We start from the raw sequence: 15,751 nt of genomic DNA on the forward strand, positions 1-15,751 counted from the left end.
TCCCTATCCCTCCGCACCGGTGTGACGACCAAGACTCGAACCCGACGTCGCGAAGTCGTATGCGGTTTCCGCATGTTCGCCTTCGTCGATACCGGACGACTCATCCTCGTCAGAGATGCGAAGACCGACGGTGTATTTCACGATCAAGGCCAAGATAGTCGTACCGATCGCCGAATAGAGCAGAACCGCTCCGGCTCCGACTGCCTGACGCCACAGCTGATCGAAGCCGCCGCCGTAGAAGAGACCGGCAACGCCGTTGTAGGTCTCGGGTGCCGCGACGAGGCCGATCATCAGCGTGCCGATGAGACCACCGACGAGGTGCACACCCACGACGTCGAGCGAATCGTCATATCCCAGCTTGTATTTCAAGCCGACGGCGAGCGCGCATGCCACACCCGCAACGACGCCGATCACCAGCGCGCCGATCACGTTGACAGCACCGCAGGACGGCGTGATGGCGACCAGTCCGGCGACGATGCCCGAGGCAGCACCCAGCGAGGTGGCCTTGCCGTCCCGAATGCGTTCCGTGAGCAGCCAGGCCAACATGGCGGCGGCCGTGGCCACCGTCGTCGTGACGAACGTCGAGCCGGCGGTGCCGTTGGAGGAGGTGGCCGAACCGGCGTTGAAGCCGTACCAGCCGAACCACAGCAGCCCGGCGCCCAACATCACGAACGGAAGGTTGTGCGGCCGCATGGGCGAACCCGGCCAACCGATGCGCTTGCCGAGGATGATGGCCAGAACCAAGCCGGCGGTACCGGCATTGATGTGCACCGCGGTTCCACCGGCGAAGTCGATCGCCTTGAGCTTGTTCGCGATCCAGCCACCGGTCTCACCGGTGGCCCCGTCGAACGCGAAGACCCAGTGCGCAATCGGGAAGTAGACGAACGTCGACCACAGGCCCGCGAACAGCAGCCAGCCGCCGAACTTCATGCGGTCGGCGACGGCACCGGAGATCAGTGCCACGGTGATGATCGCGAACATCAGCTGGAAGGCCACGAAGACGGTGGCGGGGAACGTGAAGACGAGCGGGATGTTGACGGCCGCGGCCGCATCGACGCCCGCGGATGGGTCTGCGACGACCTCCGCAGCCGCGTTGCCACCGATCAGGCCCTTCAGCCCCCAGTACTGCGTCGGGTTGCCGAACAGATTGCTCACGTCATTGCCGAAGGCGAGCGAGTAGCCGTACAGCACCCACAACACCGTGACCACGCCAATCGCGCTGAAGCTCATCATGATCATGTTGAGCACGCCCTTGGCGCGAACCATGCCGCCGTAGAAGAACGCCAAACCCGGCGTCATCAACAGCACTAGTGCGGCGCTAGCCAGCATCCATGCGGTGTCACCGGTATCCGGCGCACCCAGGATCGGGAATCCATCCACTCGCCACTTCCTCCTTCGCCCATGCCACGGTTAGGCACCGTTGACCTAGGCAGAGACAATGCGCAGTGGTTGTTTCGCGTATGACGCGTCCGTGTTTCGCTCATGTGAACGGATCGGCCGATCGCGTTTCGCTGGTGTTAACCCCCTTGTCGGGGTGCCTTCCAGCGTTTCTTTGCTCTGCGGGCGTCAGCCAAGCAACGCGTCGACGAACGCGGCGGGCTCGAACGGCGCCAGGTCGTCGGGGCCCTCGCCGAGCCCCACCAACTTGACCGGCACGCCGAGCTCCTGCTGAACCCGAAACACGATTCCACCCTTCGCGGTGCCGTCGAGCTTGGTCAGCACCACGCCGGTGATGTCGACGACTTCGGCGAACACCCTGGCCTGGGGCAGGCCGTTCTGACCGATCGTCGCGTCCAACACGAGCAGAACCTCGTCGACCACCGCGCGTTTGGTCACGACGCGCTTGACCTTGCCGAGTTCGTCCATCAAGCCGGTCTTGGTGTGCAGCCGGCCCGCGGTGTCGATGACCACGACGTCGGCCCCGGTGTCGATGCCGCGGTCGACCGCGTCGAACGCGACCGACGCCGGGTCAGCGCCCTCGGCGCCACGCACCACCTCTGCCCCTACCCGCGACGCCCAGCTCTGCAACTGGTCGGCAGCGGCGGCGCGGAAGGTGTCCGCAGCTCCGAGCACGACGCGACGGCCGTCGGCGACGAGCACGCGGGCGAGCTTGCCGACGGTGGTGGTCTTGCCGGTTCCGTTCACGCCGACCACCAGCAGCACCGACGGCTTGTCCCGATGTGGCAGCGCCTTGATCGTGCGGTCCAGGTCGGGCTGGAGCTCGGAGATCAGCACGCGACGCAACACGGCGCGGGCCTCGGCGTCGGTGCGCACGTTGCTGCTGGCCATCTCGGACCGCAGCGCGGCGACGACCGACGAGGTGACGACGGGACCGAGGTCCGCGATCAGCAGGGTGTCCTCGATCGACTCCCACGACTCCTCGTCGAGGTCTCCGCCGCCGAGCAGGCCCAGCATGCTGCGCCCGAGGGTGTTCTGCGACTTGGCGAGCCTGCCGCGCAGGCGCTCCAGCCTGCCGTCGGCCGGTGCGATGGTGTCGAGCGCCGGTTCGGCGGGCTCGGGCGGGGCCGTTACCGGCGGCTCGGGTAGCCGGACGTCGGAGATCGTCCGCTTGGGTGCGTCGCGCGGGATGGTCGCGTCATCCCCGACCGCAGGCAGACCGCTGGTGTCCAGCCGCTCCGCGGGCGGCGGCGGCGCGGGCGGTGCGACGGGCTCAGCCGTTGCCGTCGATTGGGTGAACGTGATGCCGGAGGACGCCGCATAGCCGCCCGACCGATCCACCGGCGTGGCGCCGTCGGGCTTCGACAGGCTGACCCGGCGACGCCGGTAGCGCACCAGGCCAACGACCAGCGCGACGACGACCAATACGGCTACGACCGCAAGCGCGATCCACAATCCTTGCGACACCGCGACATTGTCTCAGGGAGGGAGACAGGCGTGAAATCGCGCCGTCGCGACTCAGGTGGCTCGACCTATGCCCCGGTCGCTTCGCTCCTGCCCGCCGCGGTAACGAGTTCCTGCCCCCGCATGCGCTGCGAGATCACCGTGGTGATGCCGTCGTCGCGCATGGTCACGCCGTACAGCGCGTCGGCGATCTCCATGGTCGGCTTCTGGTGCGTGATGACGATCAGCTGCGAAACCTCGCGCAGCTGTTCGAACAGGCTGATCAGCCGCCGCAGGTTGACGTCGTCGAGCGCCGCTTCGACCTCGTCCATGACGTAGAACGGCGAAGGACGGGCCCGGAAGATCGCCACCAGCATCGCCACCGCCGTCAGCGACTTCTCGCCGCCGGACAACAGCGACAGCCGCTTGATCTTCTTGCCGGGCGGACGCGCCTCCACCTCGATGCCGGTGGTCAGCATGTCGTCGGGATTGGTGAGCAGCAGCCGACCCTCCCCGCCGGGGAACAACGTCGAAAAGACTTGCGTGAACTCACGTTCCACATCCGCGTAGGCCTCGGCGAACACCTGCAGGATGCGGTCGTCGACGTCGGCGATGACGTCGAGCAGGTCCTTGCGCGCACCCTTGACGTCCTCGAGTTGGGTCGAGAGGAAGTTGTAGCGCTCCTCCAACGCGGCGAACTCCTCCAGTGCCAGCGGGTTGACGCGGCCCAGTTCGGCGAGTTCACGTTCGGCCTTCTTCGCGCGCCGCTCCTGAGTGGGCCGGTCGAACGGCATCGGGGCAGGCGCGGTCACCTGCTCTCCGCGCTCCCTGGCCTGTTCGTACTCGGCCATCTCCAACTCGGTCGGCGGCAGCGGCACGTCCGGGCCGTACTCGGCGATGAGGTCCGCCGTGGCCATGCCGAACTGCTCGAGCGCCTGAGCCTCGAGCTGCTCGATGCGAAGCGCCGCTTGCGCTTTGGCCACTTCGTCACGATGCAGCGAATCTGTCAGCGCGGTGATCCTTGCGGTGAGTTCGTTGACCTCGGCGCGCGCCGTGGTGAGCGCCTCCCCGCGCTGCGAACGTTCGGCCGCCAACTGGTCGCGGTTGCGCCCGGCCAATGCGACGGCCGAGGCTAGCCGCGCCGCCACCAGACGACCCGATTCGGCCACCGCCGCCGCCACGCCGGCGGCATGCTCGCGGGCCTCACGGGCACGCTGCGCACGCATTCTGGATTCTCGCTCGGCCGCGGCAGCACGCCGCAGCGAATCCGCCCGTCCGCGAACGGCATTGGCCCGCTCTTCGGCGGTTCGAACCGCGAGCCGCGCCTCCACCTCCGCGGCACGCGCGGCCTCCGCGGCGGCCGTCCACTCCTGGCGATCGACGGGCTCGGCGTCCATCGTCGGCGCCTGCTGCGCATTGTGCAGACGGGTCTCGAGCTCGGTCAGTTCCTCGACGGTGCGCACCCGGCCGGTCTCGAGTTCCTCGCGCTGCTGGATCAGTCGCTGCAAGTCGTCCTCCGCGGCACGGACGTCCTGCCCGAGCCGACCCAGCTGCTCGTAGATCGAGGAGATCGCGGCGTCGGATTCGTTCAGGGCGGCCAGCGCCTGTTCGGCGGCATCTTGGCGGGCCGACTGCTCGGCAAGAGCACCCGACAGGGCGGCCGACAGCTCGCGGACCTGCCGCTCGGAGGATTCGAGCTCGGCACGTGCCTTCTCGATCTCCGACGTGATCTCCAAAGTGCTTGGCCTGCGGTCGGATCCACCGTTGACCCATCCCGCGCCAACGATGTCGCCGTCGGTGGTCACGGCGCGCAGCTGCGGGCGCGCCGCCACGAGATCGAGCGCTTCGTTCAGGTGATCGACGACCGCCACACTGGCTAGCAGCGCCGTGAATGCGCCGCGCAGCCGGCCCGGGGTGTCGACGAGGTCGATGGCCCATCGTGCGCCGTTGGGCAGCGGTGCGCCGGAGTCGCGATGCGGAACCGCGTCGTCGGGCCAGTCACCGAGCACGATCGCCGCGCGTCCGCCGTCGCCCTCCTTGAGGGCGGCGACCGCCGATCGGGCGGCACCGAAGCCGTCGGCGGCCAGTGCGTCCGCGGCCGAACCCAGCACCGCCGCCACCGCCACCTCATAGCCGGGGCTGACCCGGACGAGTTGGGCGACGGAGCCGAAAAAGCCAGTGCCGTCGTGGTTCTTCTGCAACCAGGCGGCGCCGTCCTTGCGGTCCAGACCCACCGACAACGCGTCGATGCGTGCCCGCAACGAGGCCACCTGGCGTTCCGCGCCGCGCTCGCCGGCCTGCAGTTCGGCCACCCGCTCGTCGGCAAGCCGCAGTGCGGTGACGCTGCGGTCGTGATGGTCGTCGAGGCCTACCTCGCCCGCGTCGAGTTGGCCTACGCGCGCCTGGACGGTTTCGAACTCGGCGCGGGTGGCCTCCACCCGGGCAGCGGCTTCCTCGATGCTCACCGACAACCGCGCGACGCCTTCGTCGATCGATTCGACACGGGTACGCATGGTGTCGACCTGACCGGCGAGCCGGGCCAGACCCTCGCGACGGTCCGCCTCCGCGCGGGCCGCGGCTCGCTGTTCCCGTTCCGCTTCTGCCGCAATGCTTTCGCGTTCAGCGAGTTCGGCTCTTGCCGCTTCGAGATGCTCGCGTGAGTGATCGAGTTCGGCGAACAGCTCCTGCTCGAGCGCCGCGACCTCGTCGGCCTCCGCCTCCAGGGCCTCGGGGTCGGGTCCCGACGACGCGTCGGCGTCGACCTCGAGATGCTGCGCCCGCTCGGTGGCGATGCGGACCGTCGCGCTGACGCGTTCGGCGAGCGCCGACAGCCGGAACCAGGTCTGCTGCGCCGACTCCGCACGCCCGGTGAGCCCCGACACGGCGGACTCGTGGGCGGTCAGTTCGATGTTCGCCTCTTCGAGGCGGGTGGCGAGTTCGTCGTGCTCGCGGCGCAGCGTGGTCTCGGCCTGGTTGGTGTTCTCGAACTCGGTCTGCCGCCTGACCAGGTCGTCGGCGGCGAGGCGGAGTCGTGCGTCGCGCAGATCGGCCTGGATGGTCTGGGCGCGCCTGGCCATCTCGGCCTGACGGCCCAGCGGCTTGAGTTGGCGGCGCAGTTCGGTGGTGAGGTCGGACAAGCGTGCGAGGTTGGCCGACATCGCGTCGAGCTTGCGGACGGCCTTTTCCTTGCGTTTGCGGTGCTTGAGCACGCCCGCGGCTTCCTCGATGAACGCGCGTCGGTCCTCGGGCCGGGATTCGAGGATCTCCGACAACTTGCCCTGCCCGACGATGACGTGCATCTCGCGGCCGATGCCCGAGTCGCTCAGCAGCTCCTGCACGTCCATCAAACGGCAACTGCTGCCGTTGATCTCGTACTCACCTGCGCCGTCGCGGAACATCCGGCGGGTGATGGACACCTCGGAGTACTCGATCGGCAGCGCGTTGTCGGAGTTGTCGATGGTCAGCGTCACCTCGGCGCGGCCCAGCGGCGCGCGCGACGACGTGCCGGCGAAGATGACGTCCTCCATCTTGCCGCCGCGCAGCGTCTTCGCACCCTGCTCGCCCATCACCCAGGTCAGCGCGTCGACCACGTTGGACTTGCCCGATCCGTTGGGCCCGACGACGCAGGTGATGCCCGGTTCGAAGCGCAGAGTCGTCGGCGATGCGAAGGACTTGAAGCCCTTCAGCGTCAGGCTCTTGAGGTGCACGACGTGCCACACTACCGCCGCGTCGGGCTATCTCTCGCGAAAGCCCACGAACGGTTCACCGGCGTCGGACCAGTCGGCCACGACGGTATCGGGCGACCCTGGCGTTTCATCGCTGCGCAGCAGGTCAAGCAGTCGCTCGCACGCCGATCGCGGGCCTTGTGCGACGACGTGCACGCGGCCGTCCGGTTTGTTGGCGGCGAACCCCGTCAGCCCCAGTTCGAGCGCCCGCGACCGGGTCCACCACCTGAAGCCGACGCCCTGGACGTAACCGTGCACCCAGGCGGTCAGCCGAACGTCAGGATCGGGGTCAGGATCGGACACTATCCGTACCCGATGCTCTTCGCGCAAGCGGCTCATCGACAATTCCGAAGGTGACCTCGGTGCCGGACTTCAGGGTGCGTCCCACCGTGCAGACCTTGTCGATGGACCGCTCGACGATGGTCGTCAGCTTCGTGCGCTCGGCCTCGGACAATCCCGCCAGGTCGATCACCAGCTTCTCCTCGAGCAGCGGATAACGCTCCTGCTCGCGGTCGGCGGGCCCGGCGACCTCGATGGTCGCCTGGTAGTCGTCACCGAGCCGGCTGCGCAGCGGGTGATCGCTGCTCATTCCGCTGCACGCCGCGAGTGCGATCTTGAGCAGCTCACCGGGAGTGAAGACGCCATCGACGTCCTCGGACCCGACGAGCACCTCGGCACCTCGCGAGCTGCGACCGGTGTAGCGGCGCACGCCGGTGCGCTCGACCCAGAGATCCGTCATTCCTCACCTTTCCTCGCGATTTGTGCACTCTGAGTTGCGGTGGGCGCAACTGCGCGTGCACAAATCGCTGTTGTCAGAGATTCAACGCCGCGGTCGCGGCTGGCATTTCGGGCAGTAGAACGACGAGCGGTTCATGAACTTCTCCCGCCGCATCACCGCGCCGCAACGCTTGCACGGCTCCCCCTCGCGGCCGTAGGCGTCCAGCGAGCGGTCGAAGTAGCCGGATTCGCCGTTGACGTTGACGTACAGCGAGTCGAACGACGTGCCGCCCTGGCCAAGCGCATCACGCATGACGTCGCCGGCGTGGTCCAGGATCGAGGCCAGCGTGGGTTTCGACAGCGTCTCGGCCAGCCGGGCCCCGTTGACCTTGGCCCGCCACAAGGACTCGTCGGCGTAGATGTTGCCGATCCCCGACACCACCGTCTGGTCCAGCAGCTGACGCTTGATCTCGGAGTGCTTGCGGCGCAACACCTTCACCACCGCATCGCGGTCGAAGAGCGGGTCGAGCGGATCGCGGGCGATGTGGGCGACCGGCTCGGGCACCTCGCTGCCGTCGACGGTCACCAGGTCGGCCAACATCCATCCGCCGAACGTGCGCTGGTCGACGAAGCTCAGCTCGGTGCCGTCGTCGAGCAGCGCTGCGATGCGCAGGTGCTCGGTCTTCTCGATCTTGCCGAGCAGCATCTGCCCACTCATGCCCAGATGGACCACCAGGGCGTCACCGCCGTCGAGGGTCAACCAGAGGAACTTTCCGCGGCGACCGGTGCCGGTGATGGTGGATTCCAGCAGCCGGCCGGTCAGGTCGGCGGGGCCGGCTTCGTGTCTGCGGACAGCGCGCGGGTGGTGCACGCGCACCCCGGTGATCGAGCGTCCGGTGACGTGCGCGTCCAGCCCCCGGCGGACGACCTCGACCTCGGGCAGCTCAGGCATCCGGGTCGAGCATCGCTTCCAACTCGGCGTACGCCGTGGCGGCCGCGTGCTGTTCGGCCTCCTTCTTGGTGCGGCCGCCGCCCGATCCGTAGTCGACGCCGTTCACCACGGCGCGAGCGGTGAAGAACTTGTCGTGCTCGGGTCCGGTGGAGGTGACGACGTACGACGGCACGCCGAGACGACGCGCCGCCGAGAGCTCCTGCAAGCTGGTCTTCCAGTCCAGCCCAGCGCCCAGATTGGCTGCGGTGTCCAACAATTCGGCGAACAGCCGGATGATGACGTCGCGCGCGACCTCGTGGCCATGCTCGGTGTAGATCGCGCCGAGCAACGACTCCAGCCCGTCGGCGAGCAGGTTGGCCTTCTGCGCTCCCCCGCTCGCCAGCTCACCGCGGCCCAGCAGCAGATACGAGCCGAGGCCGTCGTCGGTGAGCTCGCGGGCGATCTGCGCCAGGGCCTGGGTGTTGACGACGGCGGACTTGAGCTTGGCCAGTTCACCTTCGGTGCGGTCCGGATACTTGGTGAAGATCTCGGCCGTGATCACCAGTCCGAGCACGGCGTCGCCGAGGAACTCGAGCCGCTCGTTGGTGGGCACGCCGCCGTTCTCGTAGGCGTAGCTGCGGTGCGTCAGTGCCACGGTGAGCAGCTCGTCGTGCAACTGCACGCCCAGTGCCTCGAGCAGTGGCGTCCGGTCGTCCGTCACGCAGTCCCTCCGGACTTCCCGGGCGACTCCTCGCTGTCCGGCTCGGGGGAAATCATGGTGGCCAGCTTGGCCCAGCGCGGGTCGATCACCTCGTGCTGGTGACCGGGTTCGGCGTCGGCCAGCCGCACGCCGCAATGCTGGCAGAGGCCCGCACAGTCCTCGGAGCACACCGGGGAGAACGGCAGCATGAGACCGATCGCGTCGACGATCTGCTGCTCGAGGTCGATGGTGTCGTCGATGACGTGACCCACCTCGTCGGCCTCGGTGGTGGCTTCCGTGGCGCTGTCCGGATAGGCGAACAGCTCGGTGATGTCGAGTTCCACGTCACCGGTGATGGGAGTGAGGCAGCGTGCGCATTCGCCGGTGGTGGGCGCCGTGACGGTCCCCGTGACGAGGATGCCCTCCGACACCGACTCGAGGCGCAGGTCGAGCTCGACCGGTGCACCCTCGGCGATGCCGACCAACTCGATGCCGATGCGCGTCGGCGCGGTCACCGTCTCGTGGAGTTCGACCATCGAGCCCGGCCTGCGGCCGACCCCGGAGACGTCGATCTCGAACGGCGAGCGTACGCCGCGGTGCTTCCGATGCTCCGACTTCGCTGCCATGGCGGCAATCCTACGGCCGCGCTCGGCAAGCGCAGGACCGCTCTGCCGAGGTCAGCGTTGGGGTGTCAACGTTGCGATGTCAACGTTGGGCCTCAACGTTGCGCGTCAACGTTGGGCGTAGTCGTGGGTGCCCGCTGCCGTACGCAGCTGATGGCGGCCGCGGCCGACCGAACGCAGGGTTCCGTTCAGGTAGTCCTCGAACTCCGCGAGCTTGCTGTCCACGTAGATGTCGCATTCGCCGCGCAGGCGATCGGCCTCGGCGTGGGCGGCATCGACGAGACGGGTGGCCTCCGACGTCGCGGTCTGGACGATCTCGGTCTGGGACACCAGGCGCTGTTGCTCCTTGATGCCCTCCTGAACGGCCTTCTCGTAGGACAGGTTGCCGTTCTCGATGAGGCGATCGGCCTCGGCCTTCGCCCGCCCGGTGCTGGCCTCGTACTCGCGCTTCGCGGTACTGAGGATGCGGCCGGCCTCCTCGCGCGCCTCGGCGACCATCCGCTCGCTGTGCTGACGTGCCTCGGCGACCATCCGGTCGGCCTGGCCCTTCGCATCGGAGAGCAGGCGGTCGGCCTCGCCGCGGGAGTGGTTGATCAGCGAATCGGCCTCGGCCGTGGCCGTCCCGACCATCGAGTCGGCGTGCTCCTTGGCCTCGCGCAGCATCGCGTCGCGGGCGTCGAGCACGTCCTGGGCGTCGTCGAGTTCACCGGGAATGGCGTCCTTGATGTCGTCCAGCAGCTCGAGGACGTCACCGCGCGGCACCATGCAGCCTGCCGTCATCGGGACGCCACGGGCCTCTTCCACGATCGCGCCGAGCTCGTCGAGCGCTTCGAATACTCGGTACACGGCAGAATCCTCCAGGACTAGTTGATGGTTACTAGTGTGCCTGGTGTTACGCCTGTGACTCGGTTTCCTGGGCCGGTGTGTCGCGCGTGTCGCAAAGTCAGCTAACAGGGCCCCCGGCCGTGCGGTCCCCGCGAGGCCTACCGGAGTGCCGCGCCGATCAGGTCGCGGGCCCGGTCGAGCATCGATGCGAAGGGCCCGACGGCGAAGTTGGCCTTGGCGGACTCCACACCGGCGTGCGGACGGGTCGGGGCGATGGCCTCGGCGGCCTGCACGGCCTTGGCCAGTCTTCCCAAGTCGTCCTTGTCGAGCTTGCGCTGCAGCTTGTCGAACTCCTCGTGCTCCTCGTGTTCCGCGTGATCGATCACGGCATCGCGGAACTTGGTGAGCTCGGTGATGAACTCCTTGGAGTCGATGTCCATGCTCTCGAGCTTGGACAGCATCTCCTTGGCCTCGTGCTCCTCCTTCAAGCGGGCCTCGACGATCTCGTCGCCTTCGGCCACTTCACGGCGTGCGGTGGGATGCACCACCATTTCCTCGGCCGTCTCGTGCACGGCCAGCAATGTCCGAAGGTCGACGAACGCCTTCTCGCGGGCTTTCGACTCGGATGCACTCAGAACGTCGTCGAACATGTCCTTGATCAGGTTGTGCTGATCCTTGAGGAAGCGCACGACGTCGTCGGTCGACTGTACGAATGTCTGATTCACGGCAATGGCCTCCGTCGAACGGGTTGTCTACGAAAAATGGCGCTCTGGGCTGGCGCCTGACTTTTACGTACCCGTCACGCCCGGGGACAAACGGCTCCGATCTGCCGTTCGGCGTGGCGCGCCCCGCCTGACTCAGGTGTCGAGCTTGGCCGCGAGCCGCCGATTGACCGGCTCGGGCAGCAGTTCGGAGACGTCGCCACCGAGCGCGGCCACCTCCTTGGCCAGCGAGGACGACACGAAGGAGTATCGCGGCGTCGTCGCGACGAAGAACGTGTCGACACCGGCGACGTGCTTGTTCATCTGCGCCATCTGCAGCTCGTACTCGAAGTCGGTGCCGGTGCGCAGGCCCTTGACGATCGCCGTCAAACCGCGGGACTTGACGAAGTCCACCACCAGGCCCGAGCCGGATTCGACGCGGAGATTCGGCAGGTGCTCGCACGATTCCTCGATCATCGCGATGCGCTCGTCGGCGGCGAACATCCCCTTCTTGCTCGGATTGACCAGAACGGCCACCACGACCTCGTCGAACTGCGCTGCCGCACGCTCGAAGACGTCGATGTGACCAAGGGTCACCGGGTCGAACGATCCGGGGCATACGGCGCCGCTCATGGTGGAGCAGGCTACGCGACGTCGGTGCGCTTACGCGCGCTCGCCGGCACTCAGCGCGCCGAAGGAGCCGAACTCGAGCCGGGTGTCGCCGTAGCGGCGCTGCTGCAGCGGCGTCCAACCCGCCGGCCAGGTCAACTCGGGACCGGACGTAGCGCGCTCCACGACCGCGACGGCGCCGGACGTCACCCAGCCACGCTCGGCGAGCGCCGCGAACACGGCCTCGACGTCAGGGGCGGGCAGCTCGTACGGCGGGTCGGCGAACACCAGATCGGCGGGCCTGTTGGTGCCGCCGGCCAGCACCGCGGCGACGTTCGCCGACCGCACCGTGGCAGCCGTGATGCCCAACGCGGCGAGGTTCTTCGTGATGACCGCGGCAGCGCGGCGGTCAGACTCGACGAACAACACGGATGCGGCACCGCGCGACAGCGCCTCGATGCCGAGCGCACCCGATCCCGCATAGAGATCGAGGACGGTCGCCCCGGCCAGCTCCATGCGCGCGGCCAACACGTTGAACAGCGACTCGCGGACCCGGTCGGTGGTCGGACGGGTGCCCGTGCCAGATCGGCTCTGCGGCACCGTGATTCGGCGTCCGCCGAACTCGCCGCCGATGATCCGGGTCAGATTGATTCCCCGGTCGCTTCGCTCCTGCCCGCCGGACCGACGACCACCAGCAGGTCCCCACCCTCGACCTGCGCGGTGGCCGACACCGCCACCCGCTCGACGGTGCCCGCCTTCGGCGCGGTGATCGCCGCCTCCATCTTCATCGCCTCGATGGTGGCGATGGTCTGGCCCGCGGCCACCTCGTCGCCGGCCGACACGTTGACGGTGACGACGCCGGCGAACGGTGCGGCCACGTGGTCGGGGTTGGTCCGGTCGGCCTTCTCCGCGGCGGGGACGTCGGCGGCGACGTTGTTGTCGCGCACCACGACCGGCCGCAGCTGACCGTTGATGATGCACAGCACGGTGCGCATGCCACGTTCGTCGGGGTCGGATATCGCTTCCAACCCGATGATGAGTTCGACGCCGCGCTCGAGTTGGACGCGATGTTCGTCGCCGTGGCGCAGCCCGTAGAAGAACTGGTTGGCGCTCAGCCGCGACGTGTCGCCGTACGTCTGTCGGTGCGCCTCGAACTCCTTGGTGGGGCCGGGGAACAGGAGCCGGTTGAGTGCGCTCTGCCGGCCGCGGCCCGGCTCTGCCAGCGCCGCTTCGTCTTCCGCGGTGAGCTCCTGGGTCGGCTTCGCCGGTGCGCGTCCCGCCAGCGCCTTCGTGCGCAGCGGTTCGGGCCACCCACCCGGCGGGTCACCGAGTTCGCCCCGCAGGAAACCGATTACGGAGTCGGGGATGTCGAAACGTGCCGGGTCGGCGGCGAATTCGTCGGCAGTGGCACCCGCGCCGACGAGGGCGAGCGCGAGGTCACCGACGACCTTCGACGACGGCGTGACCTTCACCAGGTGACCGAGTACGCGGTCGGCCGCGGTGTAGGCCTCCTCGATCTGCTCGAACCGGTCCCCCAAGCCCAGCGCGATGGCCTGCTGCCGCAGGTTCGACAACTGACCGCCGGGGATCTCGTGGGAGTAGACCCTGCCCGTCGGCGAGGGAAGCCCGGATTCGAAGGGCCGGTACACCTTTCGCAGCGCCTCCCAGTACGGCTCGAGGTCACAGACCGCACTCAGCGACAAACCGGTGTCGTACCTGGTGTGTGCGGCCGCGGCGACGATGGAGCTCAACGCCGGCTGGCTGGTCGTACCGGCCAGCGGGGCGGCAGCACCGTCGACGGCGCTGGCACCGGCGTGCCAGGCGGCGGTGTAGGTGGCCAGCTGACCGCCGGGGGTGTCATGGGTGTGCACGTGCACGGGAAGGTCGAACCGGCTGCGCAACGCACTGACCAACGTGGCCGCCGCGGGCGGTCGCAGCAGCCCGGCCATGTCCTTGATCGCGAGCACGTGGGCGCCTGCCTCGACGATCTGCTCGGCGAGCTTGAGGTAGTAGTCCAGCGTGTAGAGCGTCTCCGCGGGGTCGGACAGGTCGCCCGTGTAGCTCATCGCGACTTCGGCGACGGCAGAACCGGTTTCGCGCACCGCATCGATCGCGGGCCGCATCGATTCGACGTTGTTCAGTGCGTCGAAGATGCGGTAGATGTCGATGCCCGTCGCGGTGGCCTCCTCGACGAACGCCGACGTCACCACCTCTGGGTAGGGCGTGTAGCCGACGGTGTTGCGGCCACGCAGCAGCATCTGCAGGCAGATGTTGGGTACGGCCTCGCGCAGCGCGGCCAGCCGCTCCCACGGGTCTTCCTTCAGGAACCTAAGGGCCACATCGTAAGTCGCCCCACCCCAGCACTCGATCGACAGCAGCTCGGGTGTCATCCGTGCGATGTACGGTGCGATCAGCGCGAGGCCGGTGGTGCGCACCCGCGTGGCGAGCAGCGACTGGTGCGCGTCGCGGAACGTGGTATCAGTGACGCCCACCGCGGGCGAGTCCCGCAGCCACGCCGCGAAGCCCTCGGGTCCGAGCTCCACCAGGCGCTGCTTGCTTCCCGGCGGTGGAGTGGTCTCGACGTCGACGTCGGGAAGTTTGTCCTGCGGGTACACCCGCTGGCTGCCCCCGTAGGGCGTGTTGACGGTGACCTCGGCGAGGTAGTTGAGGATCTTCGTCCCACGGTCGGCGGAAGTGTGCGCGGTGAGCAGATGCGGACGCTCGTCGATGAACGACGTCGTCACGTGGCCCGCGCGGAAGTCGGGATCGTCGACCACGGCCTGCAGGAAAGGGATGTTCGTCGACACGCCACGGACGCGGAACTCCGCCAAACCGCGGCGCGCGCGTGTGACGGCCGTGGAGAAGTCGCGCCCGCGGCACGTCAGCTTCACCAGCATGGAGTCGAAGTGCGCGCCGACCTCGGCGCCCAGGTGGGTGCCACCGTCGAGGCGGACTCCTGCGCCACCCGGGGAGCGGTAGCCGGTGATCCGACCGCTGTCGGGCCGGAAGCCGTTGGCCGGGTCCTCGGTGGTGATGCGGCACTGCATGGCCGCGCCGCGCACCTGCAGTGCGTCCTGGCTGAGCCCGAGGTCCGCCAGTGTCTCCCCCGCCGCGATGCGCAGCTGGCTGGCCACCAGGTCGACGTCGGTGATCTCCTCGGTCACGGTGTGCTCGACCTGGATGCGCGGGTTCATCTCGATGAACACGTGGTGACCGCGCTCGTCGAGCAGGAATTCGACGGTACCGGCACACGTGTAGTTGATCTGCCTGGCGAAGGCGACTGCGTCCGCGCAGATCCGGTCACGCAATTCGGCGGGCAGGTTGGGTGCCGGCGCGAGTTCGATCACCTTCTGGTGGCGGCGCTGCACACTGCAGTCCCGCTCGAACAGATGGATGACGTGGCCTTGGGCGTCGGCCAGGATCTGCACCTCGATGTGGCGCGGGTTCACCACCGCCTGTTCGAGATAGACGGTCGGGTCTCCGAACGCCGACTCCGCCTCCCGGCTGGCGGCCTCGATCGACTCGGCAAGCGAATCGGGGTCGGACACCCGGCGCATGCCGCGCCCGCCGCCGCCGGACACAGCCTTGACGAACAGGGGGAACTGCATGTCGGCTGCGGCCGCGACGAGTTCGTCCACCGACGCCGACGGCGCCGACGAGTTCAGCACGGGCAGGCCCGCCTCGCGGGCTGCGGCAACCGCGCGCGCCTTGTTGCCGGTCAGCTCAAGGACCTTCGCGCTCGGACCGACGAACGTGATGCCGGCCTCGGCGCACGCCGCGGCCAGCTCCGGGTTCTCCGACAGGAAGCCGTAACCGGGATAGACGGCGTCCGCTCCGGCGTGCTTGGCGACGCGGATGATCTCGTCCACCGACAGATAGGCGCGGACCGGGTGGCCGGTGTCACCGATCTGGTAGGACTCGTCGGCCTTCAGGCGGTGCGACGAATTGCGGTCTTCATAGGGATACACCGCAACCGTGGCGATGCCCATCTCGAATGCGGCGCGAAATGCGCGGATGGCGATCTCACCACGGTTCGCTACCAGGAGTTTGGAGAGCACGCGCTACCTTAACCTCTCCGA

13 protein-coding genes are annotated in these 15,751 nt (G+C 68.2%); all 13 read right to left on the reverse strand.

Annotation, left to right across the window (positions count from 1 at the left end; all coding sequences use genetic code 11):
* Positions 1-3 precede the first annotated feature (3 nt).
* Positions 4-1,380 carry an ammonium transporter gene (locus N536_RS0118330; RefSeq protein WP_029114933.1) on the reverse strand — a complete coding sequence of 459 codons (1,377 nt, stop codon included), beginning with the start codon at positions 1,378-1,380 and terminating at the stop codon, positions 4-6.
* Positions 1,381-1,566: 186 nt separating this feature from the next.
* Entirely contained in the window at positions 1,567-2,865 is a 1,299-nt protein-coding gene (gene ftsY, locus N536_RS0118335; protein ID WP_029114934.1) for a signal recognition particle-docking protein FtsY, read from the reverse strand.
* Between the two features lie 65 nt (positions 2,866-2,930).
* Entirely contained in the window at positions 2,931-6,548 is a 3,618-nt protein-coding gene (gene smc / locus N536_RS0118340; RefSeq protein WP_029114935.1) for a chromosome segregation protein SMC, read from the reverse strand.
* Positions 6,549-6,575: 27 nt separating this feature from the next.
* Positions 6,576-6,869 (reverse strand): acylphosphatase, encoded by a 294-nt coding sequence (locus N536_RS0118345; protein ID WP_029114936.1) that lies wholly within the window; start codon positions 6,867-6,869, stop codon positions 6,576-6,578.
* Positions 6,856-7,305 carry an OsmC family protein gene (locus tag N536_RS0118350; RefSeq protein WP_029114937.1) on the reverse strand — a complete coding sequence of 150 codons (450 nt, stop codon included), beginning with the start codon at positions 7,303-7,305 and terminating at the stop codon, positions 6,856-6,858. The genes N536_RS0118345 and N536_RS0118350 overlap by 14 nt, the downstream gene beginning before the upstream one ends.
* An 81-nt stretch (positions 7,306-7,386) precedes the next feature.
* Positions 7,387-8,235, reverse strand: a complete 849-nt coding sequence (gene mutM / locus N536_RS0118355) for a bifunctional DNA-formamidopyrimidine glycosylase/DNA-(apurinic or apyrimidinic site) lyase (RefSeq protein ID WP_029114938.1) — start codon at positions 8,233-8,235, stop codon at positions 7,387-7,389.
* Positions 8,228-8,935 (reverse strand): ribonuclease III, encoded by a 708-nt coding sequence (gene rnc, locus N536_RS0118360; RefSeq protein WP_029114939.1) that lies wholly within the window; start codon positions 8,933-8,935, stop codon positions 8,228-8,230. The genes mutM and rnc overlap by 8 nt, the downstream gene beginning before the upstream one ends.
* Positions 8,932-9,540 (reverse strand): DUF177 domain-containing protein, encoded by a 609-nt coding sequence (locus N536_RS38845; RefSeq protein ID WP_051574599.1) that lies wholly within the window; start codon positions 9,538-9,540, stop codon positions 8,932-8,934. Before N536_RS38845 ends, rnc begins: the two co-directional genes overlap by 4 nt.
* A gap of 105 nt (positions 9,541-9,645) precedes the next feature.
* Positions 9,646-10,383: a cell division protein SepIVA gene (gene sepIVA / locus N536_RS0118370; protein WP_029114940.1), complete on the reverse strand. Its 738-nt coding sequence runs from the start codon at positions 10,381-10,383 to the stop codon at positions 9,646-9,648.
* Positions 10,384-10,520: 137 nt separating this feature from the next.
* A complete protein-coding gene (locus tag N536_RS0118375; RefSeq protein WP_029114941.1) occupies positions 10,521-11,087 on the reverse strand; it encodes a hemerythrin domain-containing protein in 567 nt (188 codons plus the stop codon).
* A gap of 132 nt (positions 11,088-11,219) precedes the next feature.
* Positions 11,220-11,696, reverse strand: coding sequence for a pantetheine-phosphate adenylyltransferase (coaD, locus tag N536_RS0118380; RefSeq protein WP_029114942.1), 477 nt, complete (start codon positions 11,694-11,696; stop codon positions 11,220-11,222).
* 30 nt (positions 11,697-11,726) lie between these two features.
* Positions 11,727-12,317 carry a 16S rRNA (guanine(966)-N(2))-methyltransferase RsmD gene (gene rsmD / locus N536_RS38850; RefSeq protein WP_051574610.1) on the reverse strand — a complete coding sequence of 197 codons (591 nt, stop codon included), beginning with the start codon at positions 12,315-12,317 and terminating at the stop codon, positions 11,727-11,729.
* A complete protein-coding gene (locus tag N536_RS0118390) occupies positions 12,314-15,730 on the reverse strand; it encodes a pyruvate carboxylase (RefSeq protein WP_029114943.1) in 3,417 nt (1,138 codons plus the stop codon). The genes rsmD and N536_RS0118390 overlap by 4 nt, the downstream gene beginning before the upstream one ends.
* Positions 15,731-15,751: the final 21 nt, after the last annotated feature.

This window comes from Mycobacterium sp. URHB0044 (assembly GCF_000620625.1).
Taxonomy (GTDB): Bacteria; Actinomycetota; Actinomycetes; order Mycobacteriales; family Mycobacteriaceae; genus Mycobacterium.